Source organism: uncultured Paraglaciecola sp. (assembly GCF_913058035.1).
Taxonomy (GTDB): Bacteria; Pseudomonadota; Gammaproteobacteria; order Enterobacterales; family Alteromonadaceae; genus Paraglaciecola.
In genome coordinates, this window is record NZ_CAJXPA010000004.1 from 1 (window position 1) to 18,673 (window position 18,673).

General features: G+C 39.8%; 20 protein-coding genes. 13 read left to right on the forward strand and 7 right to left on the reverse strand.

What is annotated here, in order from left to right; genetic code table 11:
* From QZ562_RS01105 to QZ562_RS01120, 4 genes are all read right to left on the reverse strand, one after another.
* The coding region (locus tag QZ562_RS01105; protein ID WP_293755967.1) for an ABC transporter substrate-binding protein at positions 1 to 573 on the reverse strand (573 nt) is incomplete at its 3' end.
* An 84-nt stretch (positions 574 to 657) separates the two neighbouring features.
* On the reverse strand, positions 658 to 1,125 hold the full coding sequence (mlaD, locus tag QZ562_RS01110) for an outer membrane lipid asymmetry maintenance protein MlaD (RefSeq protein WP_293755797.1): 468 nt from the start codon (positions 1,123 to 1,125) through the stop codon (positions 658 to 660).
* A gap of 11 nt (positions 1,126 to 1,136) precedes the next feature.
* Positions 1,137 to 1,916 carry a lipid asymmetry maintenance ABC transporter permease subunit MlaE gene (gene mlaE, locus QZ562_RS01115; RefSeq protein WP_293755800.1) on the reverse strand — a complete coding sequence of 260 codons (780 nt, stop codon included), beginning with the start codon at positions 1,914 to 1,916 and terminating at the stop codon, positions 1,137 to 1,139.
* A complete protein-coding gene (locus tag QZ562_RS01120; RefSeq protein WP_293755803.1) occupies positions 1,913 to 2,713 on the reverse strand; it encodes an ATP-binding cassette domain-containing protein in 801 nt (266 codons plus the stop codon). Before QZ562_RS01120 ends, mlaE begins: the two co-directional genes overlap by 4 nt.
* Before the next feature lie 405 nt (positions 2,714 to 3,118).
* Here QZ562_RS01120 and QZ562_RS01125 point away from each other — a divergent pair, with 405 nt between their 5' ends.
* The 13 genes from QZ562_RS01125 (at position 3,119) to QZ562_RS01185 (ending at position 13,324) form a co-directional block, all read left to right on the forward strand.
* A complete protein-coding gene (locus QZ562_RS01125; RefSeq protein ID WP_293755806.1) occupies positions 3,119 to 4,075 on the forward strand; it encodes a calcium/sodium antiporter in 957 nt (318 codons plus the stop codon).
* A gap of 24 nt (positions 4,076 to 4,099) precedes the next feature.
* The gene (locus QZ562_RS01130) at positions 4,100 to 5,059 is read left to right on the forward strand and encodes a KpsF/GutQ family sugar-phosphate isomerase (RefSeq protein ID WP_293755810.1); all 960 of its coding nucleotides are present in this window, start codon (positions 4,100 to 4,102) and stop codon (positions 5,057 to 5,059) included.
* A complete protein-coding gene (gene kdsC / locus QZ562_RS01135; protein ID WP_293755812.1) occupies positions 5,059 to 5,613 on the forward strand; it encodes a 3-deoxy-manno-octulosonate-8-phosphatase KdsC in 555 nt (184 codons plus the stop codon). The genes QZ562_RS01130 and kdsC overlap by 1 nt, the downstream gene beginning before the upstream one ends.
* Positions 5,610 to 6,176 carry an LPS export ABC transporter periplasmic protein LptC gene (gene lptC / locus QZ562_RS01140; protein ID WP_293755815.1) on the forward strand — a complete coding sequence of 189 codons (567 nt, stop codon included), beginning with the start codon at positions 5,610 to 5,612 and terminating at the stop codon, positions 6,174 to 6,176. Before kdsC ends, lptC begins: the two co-directional genes overlap by 4 nt.
* Complete coding sequence (gene lptA / locus QZ562_RS01145; RefSeq protein ID WP_293755818.1) at positions 6,139 to 6,678, forward strand: lipopolysaccharide transport periplasmic protein LptA; 540 nt, start codon at positions 6,139 to 6,141, stop codon at positions 6,676 to 6,678. The genes lptC and lptA overlap by 38 nt, the downstream gene beginning before the upstream one ends.
* A complete protein-coding gene (gene lptB, locus QZ562_RS01150) occupies positions 6,678 to 7,403 on the forward strand; it encodes an LPS export ABC transporter ATP-binding protein (RefSeq protein ID WP_293755821.1) in 726 nt (241 codons plus the stop codon). Before lptA ends, lptB begins: the two co-directional genes overlap by 1 nt.
* A 175-nt stretch (positions 7,404 to 7,578) precedes the next feature.
* Positions 7,579 to 9,072 carry an RNA polymerase factor sigma-54 gene (locus QZ562_RS01155; protein ID WP_293755824.1) on the forward strand — a complete coding sequence of 498 codons (1,494 nt, stop codon included), beginning with the start codon at positions 7,579 to 7,581 and terminating at the stop codon, positions 9,070 to 9,072.
* 25 nt (positions 9,073 to 9,097) lie between these two features.
* Complete coding sequence (gene hpf, locus QZ562_RS01160; protein ID WP_293755828.1) at positions 9,098 to 9,385, forward strand: ribosome hibernation promoting factor; 288 nt, start codon at positions 9,098 to 9,100, stop codon at positions 9,383 to 9,385.
* Positions 9,386 to 9,419: 34 nt separating this feature from the next.
* Positions 9,420 to 9,863 carry a PTS IIA-like nitrogen regulatory protein PtsN gene (gene ptsN, locus QZ562_RS01165; RefSeq protein ID WP_293755831.1) on the forward strand — a complete coding sequence of 148 codons (444 nt, stop codon included), beginning with the start codon at positions 9,420 to 9,422 and terminating at the stop codon, positions 9,861 to 9,863.
* Complete coding sequence (rapZ, locus tag QZ562_RS01170) at positions 9,864 to 10,706, forward strand: RNase adapter RapZ (protein ID WP_293755834.1); 843 nt, start codon at positions 9,864 to 9,866, stop codon at positions 10,704 to 10,706. It begins immediately after the preceding gene.
* Positions 10,707 to 10,712: 6 nt separating this feature from the next.
* A complete protein-coding gene (locus QZ562_RS01175; protein WP_293755837.1) occupies positions 10,713 to 10,988 on the forward strand; it encodes an HPr family phosphocarrier protein in 276 nt (91 codons plus the stop codon).
* Between the two features lie 114 nt (positions 10,989 to 11,102).
* Positions 11,103 to 12,458: a magnesium transporter gene (gene mgtE, locus QZ562_RS01180; protein WP_293755840.1), complete on the forward strand. Its 1,356-nt coding sequence runs from the start codon at positions 11,103 to 11,105 to the stop codon at positions 12,456 to 12,458.
* Positions 12,443 to 13,324, forward strand: coding sequence for a DMT family transporter (locus QZ562_RS01185; protein ID WP_293755842.1), 882 nt, complete (start codon positions 12,443 to 12,445; stop codon positions 13,322 to 13,324). The genes mgtE and QZ562_RS01185 overlap by 16 nt, the downstream gene beginning before the upstream one ends.
* A 148-nt stretch (positions 13,325 to 13,472) precedes the next feature.
* Here the strand turns inward: QZ562_RS01185 and galK are convergent, their stop codons facing one another.
* The 3 genes from galK to arcB all read right to left on the reverse strand — a co-directional run bounded on the left by galK (position 13,473) and on the right by arcB (position 18,219).
* The gene (gene galK, locus QZ562_RS01190) at positions 13,473 to 14,660 is read right to left on the reverse strand and encodes a galactokinase (protein WP_293755845.1); all 1,188 of its coding nucleotides are present in this window, start codon (positions 14,658 to 14,660) and stop codon (positions 13,473 to 13,475) included.
* A gap of 4 nt (positions 14,661 to 14,664) precedes the next feature.
* Positions 14,665 to 15,714: a galactose-1-phosphate uridylyltransferase gene (gene galT / locus QZ562_RS01195; RefSeq protein WP_293755848.1), complete on the reverse strand. Its 1,050-nt coding sequence runs from the start codon at positions 15,712 to 15,714 to the stop codon at positions 14,665 to 14,667.
* Positions 15,715 to 15,873: 159 nt separating this feature from the next.
* Positions 15,874 to 18,219: an aerobic respiration two-component sensor histidine kinase ArcB gene (arcB, locus tag QZ562_RS01200; protein WP_293755851.1), complete on the reverse strand. Its 2,346-nt coding sequence runs from the start codon at positions 18,217 to 18,219 to the stop codon at positions 15,874 to 15,876.
* Between the last annotated feature and the right edge of the window lie 454 nt (positions 18,220 to 18,673).

The following is an 18,673-nucleotide window of genomic DNA, read 5'->3' on the forward strand; positions in this document are numbered from 1 at the left end:
ATCCACTTTGTCTGCAGCTTCAAATATATATAAGATACAGATCAAATCGATTACTTTTTGTATTCCATCATTGCGCAAAATAGATTGAAATTCACTCTGTTTACTAGATAAAAGGCTGATACCTTCAGCGACCATGTCATAAGCTTTCCAATCATCAGTTTTCCTATTTTTACGCAATTTAAAAGACAAATTAATATCAGGTCGACCTGGCTCTTTTACCACAGCTCTGACAGTTACGGTCCTCTCGTCAGTCACTTCACGAGCCGGCTGAAATTCAACTTCTTGGCCATCATAATAAGCCATGGCCAATGCATAAGTAGTAATCAAATATGAGCGAAATACACTGATATACTCTGGTATTTTTTCTCTTGGTACTTTTTTATAATGTTTACCTAAAACTTTTAATGCAGAAAAATTATAATCAACATATGGTAATAATTCCTCTTCCATAACCGTTCTCAAAAGCTCTGGGTCTGCTTCTATGAGTTGACGTTCTTTCTTAATCCGGTTAAAAGTTTTGGTTGCTACATCTTCTAACATTACGTAAGGATTTTTATCTTGCGCCTGCGACATTCCGGAACAAAAAATTAAAACTCCGCTCAACAAAAGAAGTGTACATTTATTTATCACGTTATTTTCTCCAATCAACGTCATTATTTAGCCGTCGTTACTACTGAATAAGAATTGACCGATAAGGTCTTCTAAGACCAAGGCTGATTTAGTGTCTTCTATGTAGTCACCCTGAGCTAAGTTTTCAATACCATCGATAACAAAACCTGGTTGAAAACCTACATATTGTTCTCCCAACAAGCCCGAGGTAAGAATAGATACCGAGCTGGTTTCTGGGAATTTATCAAATTCTGATGCAATACTCATAGCCACTAATGGAGTGAAGTCACTGTTGTTAAGTGTGATGCTGTCGACTCTTCCAACAGTTACCCCACCGACTTTAACTGCTGAGCGAACTTTCAGCCCGCCAATATTGTCAAATTTGGCATATAAGACATAACTATCCTCACCCGTCGACATACTTTGATTAGCAACTTTCAGCGATAACATAAGCCCTGCTGCGATCGTTAATGCGACAAATACACCGACTAATAATTCTACTTTTCTCGATTTCATTCTCATTTCCTTTACTCAATTCCAAACATTAATGCAGTCATAATAAAATCTAGCCCAAGAACTGCTAATGATGAAAACACCACGGTTTCTGTTGTTGCTTTACTTATTCCCTCAGAGGTAGGGATAGAATCGTAACCTTTAAAAGTGGCAATCCACGTAATCACAAACGCAAACACTACGCTCTTTATAATACCGTTTACCACGTCCTTATTCCAATCAACAGTTGACTGCATAATCGACCAATAGCTGCCTGAATCTACGCCTAACCAATCCACACCGACTAAATGTCCACCCAATATACCAACCGCGCTAAATATCAGCGCTAACATTGGCATGGATATGATGCCTGCCCAAAGACGCGGCCCAATGATTCTTCGCAGTGGATCAACCGCCATCATTTCTAAACTACTAAGTTGTTCTGTTGCCTTCATTAATCCGATTTCAGCCGTGAGTGCAGATCCCGCTCGTCCGGCAAACAATAAAGCGGTAACCACCGGACCTAACTCCCTCAATAAGGATAAAGCGACCATTGGACCAAGGCTGCCTTCAGCGCCATAACTAACCAAAATAGTATAACCCTGCAACGCCATTACCATACCAATAAATAAACCAGAAACGACAACGATAAGTAACGACTGCACACCTACTACATATATTTGCTTAATTGTGAGCGGTATCATTTTTAAAGGCTGAGGTTTAGCAATAATGGCGCCAAACAGCATGAGTGTGGCTCGGCCAAACATTTCTAAGCGATTAAGAGTATTTGTTCCTAAATTTATAAACCAATTCATGATGAGCTACCCAAAAAAGCCTCAGTGGTGGTAGTTGCAGGAAAGTGGAAAGGTACCGGACCATCTGCTTCGCCTTTCAAAAATTGTTGAACTAGCGGAGATTCACTATTTATAATCTGCTCTGGAGTACCACTTCCTATGATTCTTTTCTCCGCTAAAATATATATATAGTCTGCGATAGTTAACACTTCTGTTACATCATGAGTGACAACAACACTGGTTAATTGTAAAGCATCATTTAAAGCTTTAATGAGCTTGACTAAAACTCCCATTGAAATAGGGTCTTGTCCTGCGAAGGGTTCGTCATACATAATCAACTCTGGATCAAGGGCAATCGCTCTTGCTAGTGCTGCTCGTCGTGCCATGCCGCCGGATAATTCAGCAGGCATTAAATTTGCCGCGCCTCTCAAACCCACGGCTTGTAATTTCAACATCACTATCGTGTGAATAATCGATTCTGATAATTTTGTATGTTCCCGAAGTGGAAAAGCAATATTATCAAACACTGACATATCGGTAAACAAGGCTCCGCTTTGAAAAAGCATGCTCATTTGTCTTCGCACTTCAAATAGACGGTTACGGCGCATACCCGGTATAGACTCCCCCTTAAATTTTACATCACCTTCGTCAGGCACTAATTGACCGCCCATCAAGCGCAACATAGTGGTTTTTCCAATGCCACTGGGACCCATAATAGCGGTGGTCTTACCTTTTTTAATCTGCAGTGAAATATCATCGTATATGACTCGACCACTGCGGCTAAAGGTAAGATTGTTAATTTCAATCAAATTTTCCATTAAGATACTAACATTCCATTTTGGTTAAATGAGCTATACGTATTAAACAACTCATCAATAATAGTTACCATTGTATTAGTTTTATACATCAAATAACAAAGACAAAAGTAACAAGGTATATACGATTTAATACAAATATCACTGAATACTAGTTTGACGATTACTATTGTTCTTAATCTTGATGAGTCTGGGGCACTGCTTTGAAGCTTAAATCGAGTAAATCAAATACCCCTCACCTACTTGCATTCTTAGTTAGGGCACACATATCAATACCTTAAATCAGTATTTGTTGTTTAAAACCCTTGGATCAGCAAAATATTGCGAAACTTATTTATATTAACATTCATATGCAAAGCCTTAGCTTTTTGCGACAATTGAATGTAATCAAACTAGAAGTGAAATTTTGTGATTTTAGAAGCTTGTTATTTCCTAATTTGGCTTATTATTTTGAGTTGGGGCGCAGACAGATTTGTATTTGGCGCCTCAGTGTTAGCTAAAAACATGGGCATATCTCCTATGATTATTGGTTTAACCATAGTCGCTATGGGTTCATCTGCTCCAGAGATAATGGTAGCTGCCACTGCCTCGTTTAATGGCAATACGGATACCGCTGTGGGTAACGCCCTTGGTTCAAACATAACCAACATTGCTTTAGTGCTCGGATTAACCGCCCTGCTTAAACCCCTATCAATTGCCTCAAGTACCCTGAAAAAAGAAATGCCAGTGTTGTTAGTTGTCAGCCTACTCGCTGTATATTTTTTGTCTGATTTTTTACTGCTTAAGACTGAAGGTATTATTTTAATTACTTTATTCTTCGTGGTTATAGGCGGGCTTACTTGGATGTCTTTTAATATGGAAAAAGGCGATCCTCTTCAACCCGAAACTGAAAATGAAATTCCTTCTGGTGTGTCTACTTCAAAAGCGGTGATGTGGTTAACAATAGGCATGATATTACTGCCGTTAAGTGCTTACTTTATGGTAGATTCTGCTGAGACGATAGCCCGATACTTTGGTTTAAGTGAATTAGTGATTGGTTTGACTATTATCGCGATTGGAACAAGCTTACCAGAGTTGGCCGCCTGCATCGCCGGGGTGTTGAAAAACGAAGATGATCTTGCTTTAGGTAATATTATTGGCTCAAATATCTTCAACCTTTTAGCAGTTTTGGCTATGCCTGGTCTTATTGCGCCGGGCGTGGTGGACGAAAATGCCGCAACGCGGGACAGCTACGTCATGCTTGGGTTAACCTTGTTACTCATCATATTTAGCTTTAATTTAAAAGGAAGTAGATGTATCAACCGAGTAGAAGGTTTGTGTCTGATAACCTGCTTCTTTAGTTATCAGTTTTTGTTATTTAGTTAACATATTAACACTTAGAATTACATTATGATGAAACAATCTGCCTTAAGAGTATTGGAAATTGAGCAAAGAGCTATCGCACAGTTGGCTCAATATATTGACGACAATTTTGTACAAGCTTGTCAATTAATCTTACCTTGTAAAGGCAAGATAATCGTTTGTGGAATGGGAAAATCGGGGCATATTGGCCATAAAATATCTGCCACACTTTCCAGCACAGGCACACCCTCTTTTTTTATGCATCCTGCCGAAGCCAATCATGGTGACTTGGGTATGCTTACAGAACAAGATATCTTATTGGCTATTTCAAATTCAGGCGAAACGGCAGAACTATTAGCTTTGATACCTGTGGTGAAGCGTATGGGTGTGCCTATTGTAGCCATGACATCAAATTCCCAAAGCACACTTGGAAGATATGCAGACGTTAACGTTTGCATCAAAGTAGAACAGGAAGCTTGCTCATTAGGCCTTGCCCCAACTTCAAGCACCACCGCCACCCTCGTAATGGGAGATGCACTGGCAGTGGCGTTACTTGATGCCCGAGGCTTTACATCTGAAGATTTTGCATTGTCACATCCCGGCGGTTCTCTAGGTAGAAAGCTATTGCTAAAATTAGAGGACGTTATGGTCAAAGGCCAAAGTTTACCTTTAGTTTCAGCAAAACAAGCTTTAAGTGAGGTTTTGTTGGTTATTTCACAAAAAGCTTTAGGTATGGCTGGCGTCATCGACAACCAAGGTAAATTATTAGGTATTTTTACTGATGGTGATTTGCGACGAGTGTTAGATGACAAAATTGACATCCACAAAACTAAAATCCAGCAAATAATGACAGTTAATAGCATCACAGCCAAACCAGAAATGTTGGCTGCAGAAGTGCTCAAATTAATGCAAAAGCACAAAATTAGTTCGCTGTTTGTAACCGATTCTTCAGGCAAACCGATAGGTGCTATCAATATACAGCTACTACTCCAAGCGGGGATCATTTAATGTCTATGATTGATACCCCTTACGGGCCTGTAGAAAAAGAGCTATTAACAAAGCTCAAACAGATAAAATTGCTAGCCTGTGATGTTGATGGTGTATTTTCTGACGGTCGGATATACATGGGTCAAGATGGAGAGGAACTCAAGGCATTTCACACTCGAGATGGTTATGGTGTCAAAGCGTTGCAAAAAATTGGTGTACAAGTAGCGGTTATTACTGGGCGTAAATCAAACATGGTAGAACGGCGTATGACTGCTCTTGGAGTACAGTATATATTCCAAGGGTGTGAAGACAAACAACCTGCCTTACAAACATTGCAAAAAAGATTATCCATTATCGCTAGTGAAACAGCAGCAATAGGAGATGACATGCCAGATTTGGGCATGTTTCAGGTGTCGCAATGCAATGTGTGCGTACAAGATGGCCATCCTATTTTAGCAGCGCAAGCGCATTATCAAACACGTACTAGAGGCGGATTTGGAGCCGTGCGCGAATTGTGTGATTTGATTCTTTTGGCTCACGGACAGCTATCTACAATTCACGGCGCAAGTATATGAACCGCGTTACCCTGTGTATTGGTGTATTATTTATTTTAGCAATATCTTTAAGCCTACCTGGCTGGCTGGCTAAAGATGAAGTTAACATCGACTCACAGACAGAAGAAGCTTGGATACCTAATTACCAAGCAAGCAAAATGCGCAGCACGTTATATGACAAGTTCGGTCAGATAAATCATCAGGTTTATGCGCAGAAAATGGAGAGTTTTGATTTGCTTGGTTTCACATTGTTCAAACAACCCAGTTATTTGTTATTTGCCCAATCACTGCACCCGTGGAAAGTAGATGCCCAAGAAGGTACATTATATGAAGACCAACGTATACAATTTGAGACTAACGTTAAAATTACCAGCTTAGATGAGCAAGGCTACGTACAAGTTATTCGTACCAATTTTGTTGAAGTGAACCTAGCAGACAAGACTATGTATTCTGATCAGGCAGTCGAGATTGTCGGACCAAATTATGTAATTAACAGTAATGGCTTCTCTGCTAGCCTAGAAACCCAAAGATATGAGTTATTGGACCATGTTAAAACAGTTTATCAACCGTCTATACAGCGTTAGTATTTTAACGATTTTTTTATTTTCAGCAAATAGTCATGCTGGGAAAGATGATTTTACAAAAAAAATTGAACTGGCTTCTCTTTATCAAAATGCTGATGGCATAGCCAAAAGGGCGACTTATCAAGGCAATGTTGTGATTCAGCAGGGCACATTAAAAGTCAGTGCAGATGAATTAGAGATAGATGCTAGCAAGGGTGAAGGTAATGAAATTTTTATTGCTACTGGCAACCCTGCAAAATATTCTCAACAGCAAGAAGATGGCAGTATAGTCACTGCACAAGCGGATAAGATTGAGTATCATCGCGAAACTCGCTCATTATCATTAAATGGTAATGCTCAGATAAAACAGAACTCCAGTAGCGTACAAGGCGAGTCGATAAAGTTTAATATGGAATTGGAACAGATCATTGCTCAAGGTAGTGATCAAGACAGTGGACGTGTCATTACAACGTTTCAGCCAGTATCAAAGCTCAAAGCATCTGAACAGGATAAACAACCTTAATGGCCGTATTAAAAGCCACACATTTAGCCAAGTCTTACAAGTCGAGACAAGTGGTACGAGATGTCAGCATTGAAGTATCGACAGGTCAAATAGTGGGCTTATTAGGGCCTAATGGTGCGGGTAAAACCACAACCTTTTATATGATTGTTGGCTTGGTCCCCTTGGACAAAGGTGACATTTATATTGACCAACAAAATCTGACTCTACAACCTATGCATGTGCGTGCCAGACAAGGTATTGGTTATTTACCTCAGGAAGCATCGATATTCAGGAAATTAACTGTTTATCAAAATCTGATGGCAATATTACAAACTCGCAAAGAATTGTCTGAAGAACAAAGAGAGCAGCAGGCAGACTCATTATTAGACGAATTTAATATCAACCATATACGCAATAGTTTAGGTATGAGTTTATCTGGTGGCGAACGCAGAAGGGTAGAGATTGCCCGAGCTTTAGCAGCTGACCCAGAGTTCATATTGTTAGACGAACCCTTCGCAGGTGTTGACCCCATATCTGTTAACGATATAAAAAAAATAATTAAGCAGTTACGCGATAGAGGATTAGGTGTATTAATTACCGACCATAACGTACGTGAAACTTTAGATGTATGTGAAAAAGCGTACATAGTTAGTCATGGCGAGTTGATAGCATCTGGTACTTCGGAAGAAGTTTTAAGTGATCAACGTGTAAGAGATGTATACCTAGGTGAACAATTCAGGCTATAGTTGTGTTATCGGCAACTCGATGTATCAGGATTTCAGTAAAACCGTCAAACTGACGAACTTCATGAGTATTTAGTTTACATATCATTGAAGTGGGATAACTTCTACAACACAGCTGCAATTTCTAGAATGAAGAGTTTAACTCGGCTGTTAACAACAGATTAGACATAAGAAGTAAATGAAACCCTCTTTACAGTTAAGATTTAGTCAACAACTTACAATGACACCTCAACTGCAACAAGCTATCAAGCTTTTGCAGTTGTCTACGTTGGACTTACAAGCTGAGATTCAAGAAGCTTTAGACTCTAATCCTTTATTAGAAGTAGACGAGCAGAATGATAGTGGTAGCGGTGAAAAAGCCCTTGAAACCAACCACAGTGCTGATACCAAAGATGGGGATGCAGCCCAGGCTGATGTAAATACAGATAGCGTTGATAGTGTTGATGCTCTTCAAAATAATGATATACCAGAAGACTTACCTTTAGATAGTACTTGGGATGAATACCTCAGTGCTTCATCAGCCCCAGCACCCATGAGCAGTGCTGGCTCTGCAGGTGATGACGACCAAATATTTCAAGGCGAAACCACGGAAAACATTCAGGAACATTTGCTTTGGCAAATGCGTTTAACTCATTTTAGTGACACCGATATTGGTATTGCGATGGCCATTATTGACTCTATCGATGAAGCAGGCTATCTGACTATTAGCATAGAAGAGGTGCTAACTAGTATGGATGACGAAGAGATTGATCTTGATGAAGTGGCTGTGGTGCTCAAGCGTATACAGATGTTTGATCCCGTAGGCTCAGGAGCACGCAGTGCGCAAGAATGTTTGTTGATCCAACTACGGCAGTTTGCACCGGATACACCTTGGTTAGAAGAAGCTAAGATGTTGATTACTGATTTTTGCGACCTTATTGGTAGTAAAGACTACCGTACCCTAATGCGTAAAACACGCCTCAAAGAAGAAGAGTTACGCGAAGCCATGCGTTTATTGCAAACTCTTAATCCCAGACCAGGGACCGCAATAGTCACGGGGAATTCAGAGTACGTAATTCCAGATGTCTCAGTAGCGAAAAAAAATGGCCGGTGGACGGTAGAACTTAACCCGGACAGCCTACCTAAGCTCAACGTTAATCAGCAATATGCGGCGATGAGTAAAACAGTCAAAAACTCTTCAGATAGTCAATTTATTCGTTCACATTTACAAGAAGCTAAGTGGTTTATTAAAAGTGTAGAGAGTCGTAATGAAACGTTGCTTAAAGTCTCTAATTGTATCGTGCAACAACAAATGGGCTTTTTTGAACACGGACCCGAAATGATGAGACCGATGGTGCTCAACGATGTCGCTGAAATGGTAGACATGCACGAGTCAACTATCTCTCGAGTCACAACACAAAAATACATGCATACTCCTAGAGGTATTTTTGAGCTAAAGTACTTTTTTTCTAGCCATGTAGCTACAGATGTTGGTGGGGAGTGTTCATCCACTGCCATCAGAGCATTAATTAAAAAGTTAGTAGCAGCAGAAAAGCCCAGTAAACCTCTAAGTGACAGCAAAATTGCACAATTGTTGGCCGACCAAGGCATTATGGTGGCGCGGCGAACAATAGCAAAATACCGGGAATCATTATTGATCCCGCCATCTAACCAACGTAAGAGCCTACTTTAGGCGAATTGAAGAAGGAATAGGCGATATGCAAATTAACCTTACCGGTCATCATGTAGATATTACAGATTCTTTAAGAGACTACGTAGAAACAAAATTTACCAAATTAGAAAGACATTTTGATCACATAAATAACGTTCATGTGATCCTAAACGTGGAGAAGCTGAATCAAAAAGCTGAAGCCACTTTACACCTCAGCGGATCGGAGGTATTTGCTACTTCAGAACACTCAGATATGTATGCCGCAATAGATGCTTTAATCGATAAACTTGACAGACAGGTGATTAAGCATAAGGAAAAAATTAAACGCTATTGAATATGTTAACAATCAATCATAATCAGAATCCATAATGGAAATTAAAGATATCCTTCACCCTGACTGCACTTTATGTACAGTCCAGGGAACCAGTAAAAAAAGAGTACTTGAACTCATCAGTCAGATTGCTAATCAATATTTAATGGATATCGATCAAGCTACTATTTTATCTAGCCTTACATGTAGAGAAAAAATGGGTAGTACTGGCATTGGCAACGGTATCGCACTGCCACATGGACGCTTACATGATTTAGAAAATGTAGTAGCTATTTTGGTAACCAGTGAAAAACCAATCGACTATGACGCCATAGACAATGCGCCGGTTGATATATTTTTTGCTATTTTAGTACCCGAAAACAAAGCCTCCGAACATTTAGGTACTTTATCTGCCATTGCCACTAAACTGAATAACAAAAGCACGTTGAGTCTTATGCGAAAAGCGAAAACAGACCAAGAATTATTTGAGGCAATAAGTTAAATGAAACTGATTATAATTAGTGGCCGCTCTGGCTCAGGTAAATCTATTGTATTGCGTTCTTTAGAGGACCTTGGCTACTATTGCGTCGACAACATCCCAGTTAACCTTTTACCCACGCTTACACACACTGTGGTAGATGAATACGACCAAGTTGCGGTGAGTATTGATGTACGTAACTTACCCAAAAATCCCAATGAACTAGTAGAAATACTGGATTACTTACCTTCAACTTGGGATATGACCATACTTTATTTAGATGCCAGCGATGACGTATTGATCAGACGTTTTAGCGAGACCAGACGGCTTCATCCTTTATCTAAACAAAATAAATCCTTATCTGATGCTATCCAGGCGGAAAGTCAATTACTTGCACCTATCGCCGAACGAGCAGACTTATATATAGACACTGATCAGTTATCAGTTCACCAGTTGGCTGAATTAGTACGTGAACGTATTTTAGGTAAAAAAAGCTCTAGACTGGTCTTAGTGTTCGAATCCTTTGGTTTTAAACATGGCATTCCAAAAGACGCTGATTATGTATTTGATGGGCGTTTTTTACCCAACCCTCATTGGGAGCCTGACCTCAAACATTTAACAGGGTTAGACGCACCAGTGCAGATATTCTTAGGCTCACAACCGATAGTGACAAAGTTTATTTGGCAAATTCAAAATCTAATCTCCACCTGGTTACCACATTTAGAACGTAATAATCGCAGCTATGTAACCGTGGCCATCGGTTGTACAGGTGGCCAACATAGATCAGTATACGTAGTAGAAACCTTAGCTAAAACATTTAGCAATTCTCATCCTGATGTGCAGATACGTCATCGTGAACAAAATTAATTAGTTATGCAAAGCGTCGAAAAAATACTGGTTATTGTCAACAAATTAGGACTCCATGCTAGAGCAGCCACTCAGCTTGTTCAGCTAACAAATAAATTTGATGCAAAAATAACCCTGCATCAGGGTGACAAACAAGCGTCTGCAAATAGTGTTCTAGGCTTAATGATGCTCGAAAGTCATCAGGGAAAAGAAGTCAAAGTGGTGAGTGAAGGGAAAGATGCACAAGCGGCATTAGATGCCGTTGAAACGTTAATCGTTACGAGGTTTAACGAAGACGAGTAATTTAGAGACATTTGTCAAAATTGGCAGACTGTCTCTAATTTTAGCTGCTGTTTTAACGATTCACACCAATAATTAGAAAGCCATTAACTCATAATGAGTAAGTTGATCTGAGCCATGCCAAATACCTTCGAAGCCAAAAGCAGTAACAACCAACTTCATGACATCAATGAAGCGTTAGGTAGCGGTCAAACTGGTCTAGCCAAAAAGATGTTGCAACAATTAAAGCCCTGTGATGTTGCTTTGCTTTTAGAGTCAAGCCGTAGCCGCAATCGGTTAGATATTTGGCAACTTATCCAACCTGACCTTTACAGTGATGTGCTCGAAGAACTATCTGATGATGTACGTAATGGTATTATCAGAAATATGCTACCAGAAAAGGTTGCCGATGCCCTAGAAGAGATGGACACCGACAACCTAGTAGATACATTGCGTGGTTTACCCCAAGAAGTGGCACAAGATTTATTGGCTGCCATGGACGAACAAGACCGTTCACGTGCAGAGCTTGGCTTATCTTATGGTGAAGAAACTGCCGGATTTATTATGAATACCGATGCGATTACACTTCGCCCTGGCATTAATGTAGATGTAATCCTGCGATATTTACGCCTCAAAGGCGATATACCTGAGCACACTGATACCTTATATGTAGTTGACCGCAATGATAATCTAATGGGTGGAGTGGCTCTCACGCGTCTTATAACTGCTGCTGCCGATACACCAATAGAATCATTAATCAAAAATTCTGAAGCCATTCCTGCTGATATGATGGATAACGAAGTGGCCAGTTTATTTGAACGTTATAACTGGTTATCCGCACCTGTGGTAGACCAAAACAATCAATTGTTAGGCCGTATTACTATTGATGATGTGGTAGATATTATTCGTGAAGACGCAGAACACTCAATGATGAGCATGGCTGGCTTAGACGATGAAGAAGATACTTTTGCCCCCGTTGTCAAAAGTACTCAACGTCGTTCAGTGTGGTTAGGTGTCAACTTACTTACTGCCTTAATGGCAGCTGCTGTCAGTGACTTATTTGAAGCAACCTTGAGCCAGCTTGCAGTGTTGGCGATACTCAATACCATAGTGCCTAGCATGGGAGGGGTAGCAGGTAATCAAACACTTACCTTAGTTATTCGAGGAATGGCATTAGGACATGTTAACTCAGCTAACGCCAGGTGGCTGATTAGCAAAGAATTAGGCATTGGTTTTTTAAATGGGGTGATATGGTCTGTACTGATAGCATCTGTGATTGCCATTTGGAAACAAGACTTAATGTTAGGCGCAGTCATCGCCTTTGCTATGCTAATCAATATGGTCGCCGCGGGATTAGCAGGTGCAAGCTTGCCCATCATAATGAAAAAATTAAAAATAGATCCCGCTTTAGCCGGTAGCGTCATTTTAACGACTATCACTGATGTAGTGGGTATATTCGCATTTTTAGGCTCAGCTACTTGGCTGTTAATCTAGACTTGAGTTTTTCTCGTAAAATTGTATTAACATTTTCTGCCTTGTTCGCCTTTGCAGCTAATTCTATATTGTGTCGACTCGCATTACATGAAGAGCAGGTTGACCCTGCAGATTTCACATCTATTCGATTGCTGTGTGCGGCATTTATCTTGGCATTCATCATTACCATCAAAGACAGATCTGTTATAGCCAATATCCATCAATATGGTAGTCAGGCTGGTACGTTGTTTTTGTTTGTTTATGTGGCAAGCTTTTCCTATGCATATATCACTCTAAGCACTGCAACAGGAGCGCTAATTTTATTCGCTGCAGTACAGTTCACGATGCTGTTTAAGGGATGGTTAGTTGGCAATAAAATGGGTTTTCAAGAATATACTGGTATCTTACTATCTCTATTTGGGTTCATTTATTTTGTTTTTCCAGAATTAGAAAAGCCCAGCTTAATGGGTTGTTTACTCATGATTTTAGCGGGCATAGCTTGGGGCAGGTATAGCTTAATTGGTGCTAAATCAACTAACCCACTTTACGATACAGCCAGTAATTTTATTCGGTTAGTACCCATTGCCATTATAGCTTTGATAGTCATGTATTTTAACTTTGGTATACATATCAGCTCAAAGGGGTTGCTCTACACGTTTGGCTCTGGTGCTCTAGCTTCAGGTGTTGGCTACACGATTTGGTATCAAGTAGTGCCTAAGTTAAAACCCAGTATTGCAGCAGTGTGTCAGCTTTCAGTGCCAATTTGGGCTGCTTTAGGCGGAATACTATTAGTTAATGAACCTATAAGCTTACATCTTGCGGTATCGGCTTCGATTATCCTAGGTGGGATATTGTTAGTTATTTTAGCTAAGCAAAATAATGCATAGATATGCCAGCAACTAAGTGGTTACTTACCAACATCTAGATGTTAAAAGTGTCATTGAAAAGGTTTGAGTTTTGGTTGATGTTAGGAATACATATTAAAAAACTGAAAACGCAAGTCACTGCTTTGGCTGCGCTTCCATATTTCAAGAATCAGATCTCCCCTGCACCATCACTGGCACTACAAATATAAATAGTTTCTTTATAACCGGTCTTGGCTTCGTATTTCTCAGCTATAAGCTGTTTAGCACCACCAACCATGTCGTGTGGCATAAGAGCAACTATACAGCCACCAAAACCACCACCAGTCATACGTACGCCACCTTTATCGCCTAGATATTCAGTTAGAATTTTTACAGCAAAATCGATGGGGGGGACGGTAATTTCAAAATCATCACGCATGGATATATGCGACTGGGCCATTAATTGTGATAACTGAGCAACATTATTTTTTCTAAGAGCCTGCGCAGCTAAAATTGTACGTTCATTGTCTGATACAACATGATGAGCACGACGGTAGACTACTTCGGGTAGCTTATGTTTGCTATTCTGTAACTGAGTCAAGCTGATATCACGTAAGGCTTTTAACCCCAGCGTATGGGCTGCCTCTTCGCATTGTAGACGGCGGGTATTGTATTCGCTATCGACTAAACCACGTTTCACATTGGAGTTGATGATCACCACTGCTAAGCCTTCAGGCATAGGAATCAGCTCTGCATCTAACGAACGGCAATCTAGTAACAAGGCGTTAAATTTTGAACCACAGGCGCTGACCATTTGATCCATGATCCCGCATTGGCATCCTACGAATTGATTTTCAGCTTCTTGGCCGTTGAGTGCCACGTCTGCTTTTGTTAGTGGCAATTGGTATAAACTACGAAACGTTTCACCTATTACCACTTCTAAAGAGGCAGACGAACTTAATCCGGCTCCTTGCGGTACATTTCCGGCTATCGCTAAGTTGGCACCTTTAAATACATGCCCTCTCAGTTGAAGGTGTCTGATAACACCACGTACGTAATTACTCCACAACTGTGAAGGGTGAGTCTCGATTTCGCAATCGAGTGAAAACTCATCTTTTTCATTATTACAATCGACGGCTACCACTGAGACAGTCATGTCATCTCTAGGCGTGACTGCTACTAATGTTTGATAATCAATGGCGCAAGGTAGAACAAAACCATCGTTATAATCTGTATGTTCACCTATTAAATTAACCCTACCTGGCGCTTGAAAGCGTCGAGCAGGTTTAGCTCCAAATGTCTGAGAAAAAATGGTGTCCAGTTTAGTTAACATATTTTGAGATATGTTAAGTTCAGGCTTTGACTTATTATGATACATAAACTTAGGCTCCAGCCGATTCATTGTAGTGAATATCGCTGAGCAGCTGTAAACGCTGCGCTGCCTGCTCCGGAGTTAAATCTCTTTGTGGCTCAGCCATCATTTCATAACCCACCATAAATTTACGCACAGTAGCTGAGCGTAACAAAGGTGGATAAAAATGTGCATGGACTTGCCAATGTTGAGTCGACTCTAGATTATTAGGTGCGCCATGCCAGCCCATTGAGTAAGGAAAAGAACATTGGAACAAATTATCGTACCGACTGGTTAACTTTTTAATGACAATAGCCAAGTCTGCTTTTTGCAAGTCGTTGACATTGGTTAGTCTGGCACAGGAAAATTTTGGCATCAGGATAGTTTCAAATGGCCACGCGGCCCAATATGGCACAACTGCTATCCAGTGTTCTGTTTCGACAACTGTACGAGTGCCATCTGCTGACTCTTTTTTTGCATAATCTAACAACATCGAACTTGCATGTTTATCAAAATAAGCTTTTTGACTGGCTTGGGCTTTAGCTACTTCATTGGGAATAAAATCGTTCGCCCAGACTTGTCCATGGGGATGGGGGTTAGAACAACCCATAGCGGCCCCTTTATTTTCGAATACTTGTACCCAAACATATTCTTTTGATAAATCGGCGACCTGCACTTGCCATGTTTCAATTACTTTTTCTAAAGCAGACAACGATAGTTCAGGTAATGTCTTGTTGTGCTCATGAGAAAAACAAATAACTCGGCTCGTGCCTCTAGCCGCTTGCATAGTAAAAAGATCATCGTTTGACTGTTCTGATGCAGGGGTATCTTTCATTAGCGCAGCAAAGTCATTAATGAATACAAATGTGCCGTCATACTCAGGGTTTATTTCACCATTAATACGTGTGTTACCGGAACACAGATAACATTCTGAGTCATGAGCTGTAGTGTTGATTGATTGTGGTTTTTCTACCTGACCTTGCCAGGGACGTTTCGCTCTATGAGGTGAAACTAATACCCAATCGCCAGTTAATGGATTTCGACGACGATGTGAATGATCAACTGGATCAAATTTAGACATAACTTAAATAACCTATTTTTTATTATTTATTTTACCATTTATTACAATGGTTAAGATTTAATACAGTTTCTAAAAAGAAAATTTACCAACAAAAAATTCATCATTAATGTCGGTAAATTAAGAATTGGCTAGGTAATGGCATCATTAGACTGGGCTTTTTTAATCATCTATGTCTTGCTGACTCAACCAATTGATTAATTTTTGCAAATCTTGAGTAGCAGCTTCATTTAATTGTTCGACCCAGTCATGCACATTTTGCCACCAAGCTGGATGATCTCCCTGCTGGATTTCATTCGCTATTTTTTGCACTCTAGATAGACCTACCGAACCTGCAGCACCTTTTATTTTGTGCGCTTGTGAACACACTTCATCTTTCTCGTCAGCACTTAAACTAAGTTGTAAAATCTCCAAATATTCAGGTATCTTTTCCTGAAATACTTTGACACTGGTACGCACCATTTCGTGCCCTATTGTGTCCACCAACATTTGTAACAACTCCAAATCGAGATAAATGTTCAGTTGGTCTTTTTTAGGAGTCGGTGCAGGTTGGTAAGGTACACGTGGTTGTTCGCAAAACAAATTATTAAATACTTCAATAATTCGACTCTTTTTGACTGGCTTAGAGATAATATCGTCCATACCGTTATCAAGATATTCTTGACGTGTTTTAATCACATTTGCAGTCAACGCTACAATACTAGTTTGCTCTACCAAAGATTCTTCATGCAGCACATTTGCGACTTCAAAACCGTTCATATCTGGTAATTGAATGTCCAGTAAAATCAAATCATATTGTTTATCACGCGCTTTAGAAATAGCCTCATTACCTGTCATAGCTACGTCAACATGTTGTCCGAGTTTTTCCAGTAGGGCTTTGGCGACCATCACATTTAATTCGATGTCTTCCACCAACAATATCTGCAAACCAGTCACTTTCAATGTTTCAACTTGAATAGGCTTCTTGCTGATAGAAAGTGGTAAATCAACCGTAAAACAGGTTCCATCTCCCATCTCACTGCTAACGCTAATTTTGCCATTCATCAAAGACACCATTTGTTGGCAGATAGCCAAACCAATGCCAGTACCTGTGGCGCTTTGATGTTCAGGTGTATCGACTTGATAATACATAGCAAAAATTTTATCTATATCTTGCTGTGGAATACCCACCCCCGTATCACACACCTTAAATGTGACCATGGATGTCTCAGAATCAATTTTCTCCGCTTTTACTTCTAAAGAAACCGTACCTTTTTGAGTGAATTTGACCGCATTAAACAATAAGTTCCACAAAATTTGTCTCAAACGTGTGCCATCTACCTCGACTAACGCAGGCAAAGGTTCTTCTACATGCGAAGTAAAAGTTAGTTCCTTATCATTAGCTAATAACTCTATAATACTGCCTAGTTCTTGGGTAAAGTCTTTTATAGACACCGTTTTTAGAGACAATTCGAGTCTGTCCCTACCTAAACGATCTAGATCGATAATGTCGTTAAATATATTACCTAAAGTAATGCCACTCGCATAAATTGTACTGACCCAGGCGAATTGTTCGCTAGTCAGGTCGGTATCACGCAACATTCTACTTAAGCCGACGATGCCATTAAGTGGCGTTCGCAACTCATGACTAATTGTCGCAATAAATGCAGTCTTATCTCTGTTAGCTTTTGCTACCGCATTTTCAGCTTGCTTACGCTCAGTAATGTCTCGACCAAAAGCAAGTAAACCAAGACGAGTGTTGTCTGCACTAAAAAATGGCACCTTGCGCATTTCAAAGTATCGACGGCGGCCGTCAGCAAAGCGCAGCCAGAGTTCCTCTGTAATACTGATGTCGTTTTCAAGAACGTCTTGATCGCTTGCAACAACCTGGCTGGCTAGCTCTTCGTCGTATACTTGATGAGGTGTTAAGCCAATCAATTCTTGTTCTGTCTTACCGGTCATTTGTTCAGCCACACGATTACAACCGGCAAACTGTCCTTCTTGATTGCGATAATAAATCAAATCTGGTGACGCATCGATAATAGATCTCAACAAAATCGATAAACGTAACGCTTGCTGTTCTTTTTCAGATTTCTCAGTGATTTCTCGTTCTAAATCAGTGAAAACACTTTCGCGCTCTAGCTGAGCATTTTTTCGCTGTTCAATTTCGTGATTAAGCTGCTTAATATTGTTTTGTAAAGTGCGGTTGAGTAATTCATCTTCCTTGAGTAATTTTTCTAATTGGGTCACAGCCTCTGCTAGGCTTTCTCTTGAGCGCTCCAACTGTTTAACTAGTTCACTAAAAAACCACAATACCCAAGGTGCACTGAGCAATGTCAGCACAACAGCAATCAAAAAATCTTCCGTATGAGCCTTATCGCTGATGATAGGCCTAAGGAAATAAGTGCCGGCAAAGGTAAATATTAAAGTCATAATAACGAATAAAATACTGGCTTTAACCGCACCGAAGCGATTAATAAACTGAGCGATACGGATCGCCCAAGGATCAACTGAGGTCATTTTCGTCATAATACGGAGGTCTCAAAAAACTCTGACTATTGCCATTTTGATACATGCTAGCAAGAATGTTACTGGGATCAAAATTTAGTATAAGTTTAAAACATCTAACTAAGCCATCAAAGACTAATCATTCATTTATTTTGCATATTAATTCAGCACTAAATAGCTTGCTTTACCAAATAAACAACAATTTTTAACGTTTTAATAACAAAGATTAGTGCTTTTACACTTTTATTTATAGCTTATAACTAAGCCATAAAAATACGTTATCTTATTGAAAACAAAAACTTTTTAAGCCTAATTAGATATTGTAAAATGAAAAATTGTAAATACACCATACAAGACAATTGATTTATAAAATAATCCTCGGTATTTTGTACGACCCGCTTAGTATAAGTATTCGATACTCGACCGGGGCTTCTAATAATAATTACGACTTAAAAATAAGCACTAGGCATGAAGC

Excerpts from the sequence above, each read along its gene's own strand:
- mlaD (WP_293755797.1), bottom strand. The coding sequence starts at position 1,125 with ATGAAATCGAGAAAAGTAGAATTATTAGTCGGTGTATTTGTCGCATTA.
- mlaE (WP_293755800.1), bottom strand. The coding sequence starts at position 1,916 with ATGAATTGGTTTATAAATTTAGGAACAAATACTCTTAATCGCTTAGAA.
- QZ562_RS01120 (WP_293755803.1), bottom strand. The coding sequence starts at position 2,713 with ATGGAAAATTTGATTGAAATTAACAATCTTACCTTTAGCCGCAGTGGT.
- QZ562_RS01130 (WP_293755810.1), top strand. The coding sequence starts at position 4,100 with ATGATGAAACAATCTGCCTTAAGAGTATTGGAAATTGAGCAAAGAGCT.
- kdsC (WP_293755812.1), top strand. The coding sequence starts at position 5,059 with ATGTCTATGATTGATACCCCTTACGGGCCTGTAGAAAAAGAGCTATTA.
- lptC (WP_293755815.1), top strand. The coding sequence starts at position 5,610 with ATGAACCGCGTTACCCTGTGTATTGGTGTATTATTTATTTTAGCAATA.
- lptA (WP_293755818.1), top strand. The coding sequence starts at position 6,139 with ATGTTAAAACAGTTTATCAACCGTCTATACAGCGTTAGTATTTTAACG.
- lptB (WP_293755821.1), top strand. The coding sequence starts at position 6,678 with ATGGCCGTATTAAAAGCCACACATTTAGCCAAGTCTTACAAGTCGAGA.
- QZ562_RS01155 (WP_293755824.1), top strand. The coding sequence starts at position 7,579 with ATGAAACCCTCTTTACAGTTAAGATTTAGTCAACAACTTACAATGACA.
- hpf (WP_293755828.1), top strand. The coding sequence starts at position 9,098 with ATGCAAATTAACCTTACCGGTCATCATGTAGATATTACAGATTCTTTA.
- ptsN (WP_293755831.1), top strand. The coding sequence starts at position 9,420 with ATGGAAATTAAAGATATCCTTCACCCTGACTGCACTTTATGTACAGTC.
- rapZ (WP_293755834.1), top strand. The coding sequence starts at position 9,864 with ATGAAACTGATTATAATTAGTGGCCGCTCTGGCTCAGGTAAATCTATT.
- QZ562_RS01175 (WP_293755837.1), top strand. The coding sequence starts at position 10,713 with ATGCAAAGCGTCGAAAAAATACTGGTTATTGTCAACAAATTAGGACTC.
- mgtE (WP_293755840.1), top strand. The coding sequence starts at position 11,103 with ATGCCAAATACCTTCGAAGCCAAAAGCAGTAACAACCAACTTCATGAC.
- galK (WP_293755845.1), bottom strand. The coding sequence starts at position 14,660 with ATGTATCATAATAAGTCAAAGCCTGAACTTAACATATCTCAAAATATG.
- galT (WP_293755848.1), bottom strand. The coding sequence starts at position 15,714 with ATGTCTAAATTTGATCCAGTTGATCATTCACATCGTCGTCGAAATCCA.
- arcB (WP_293755851.1), bottom strand. The coding sequence starts at position 18,219 with ATGACGAAAATGACCTCAGTTGATCCTTGGGCGATCCGTATCGCTCAG.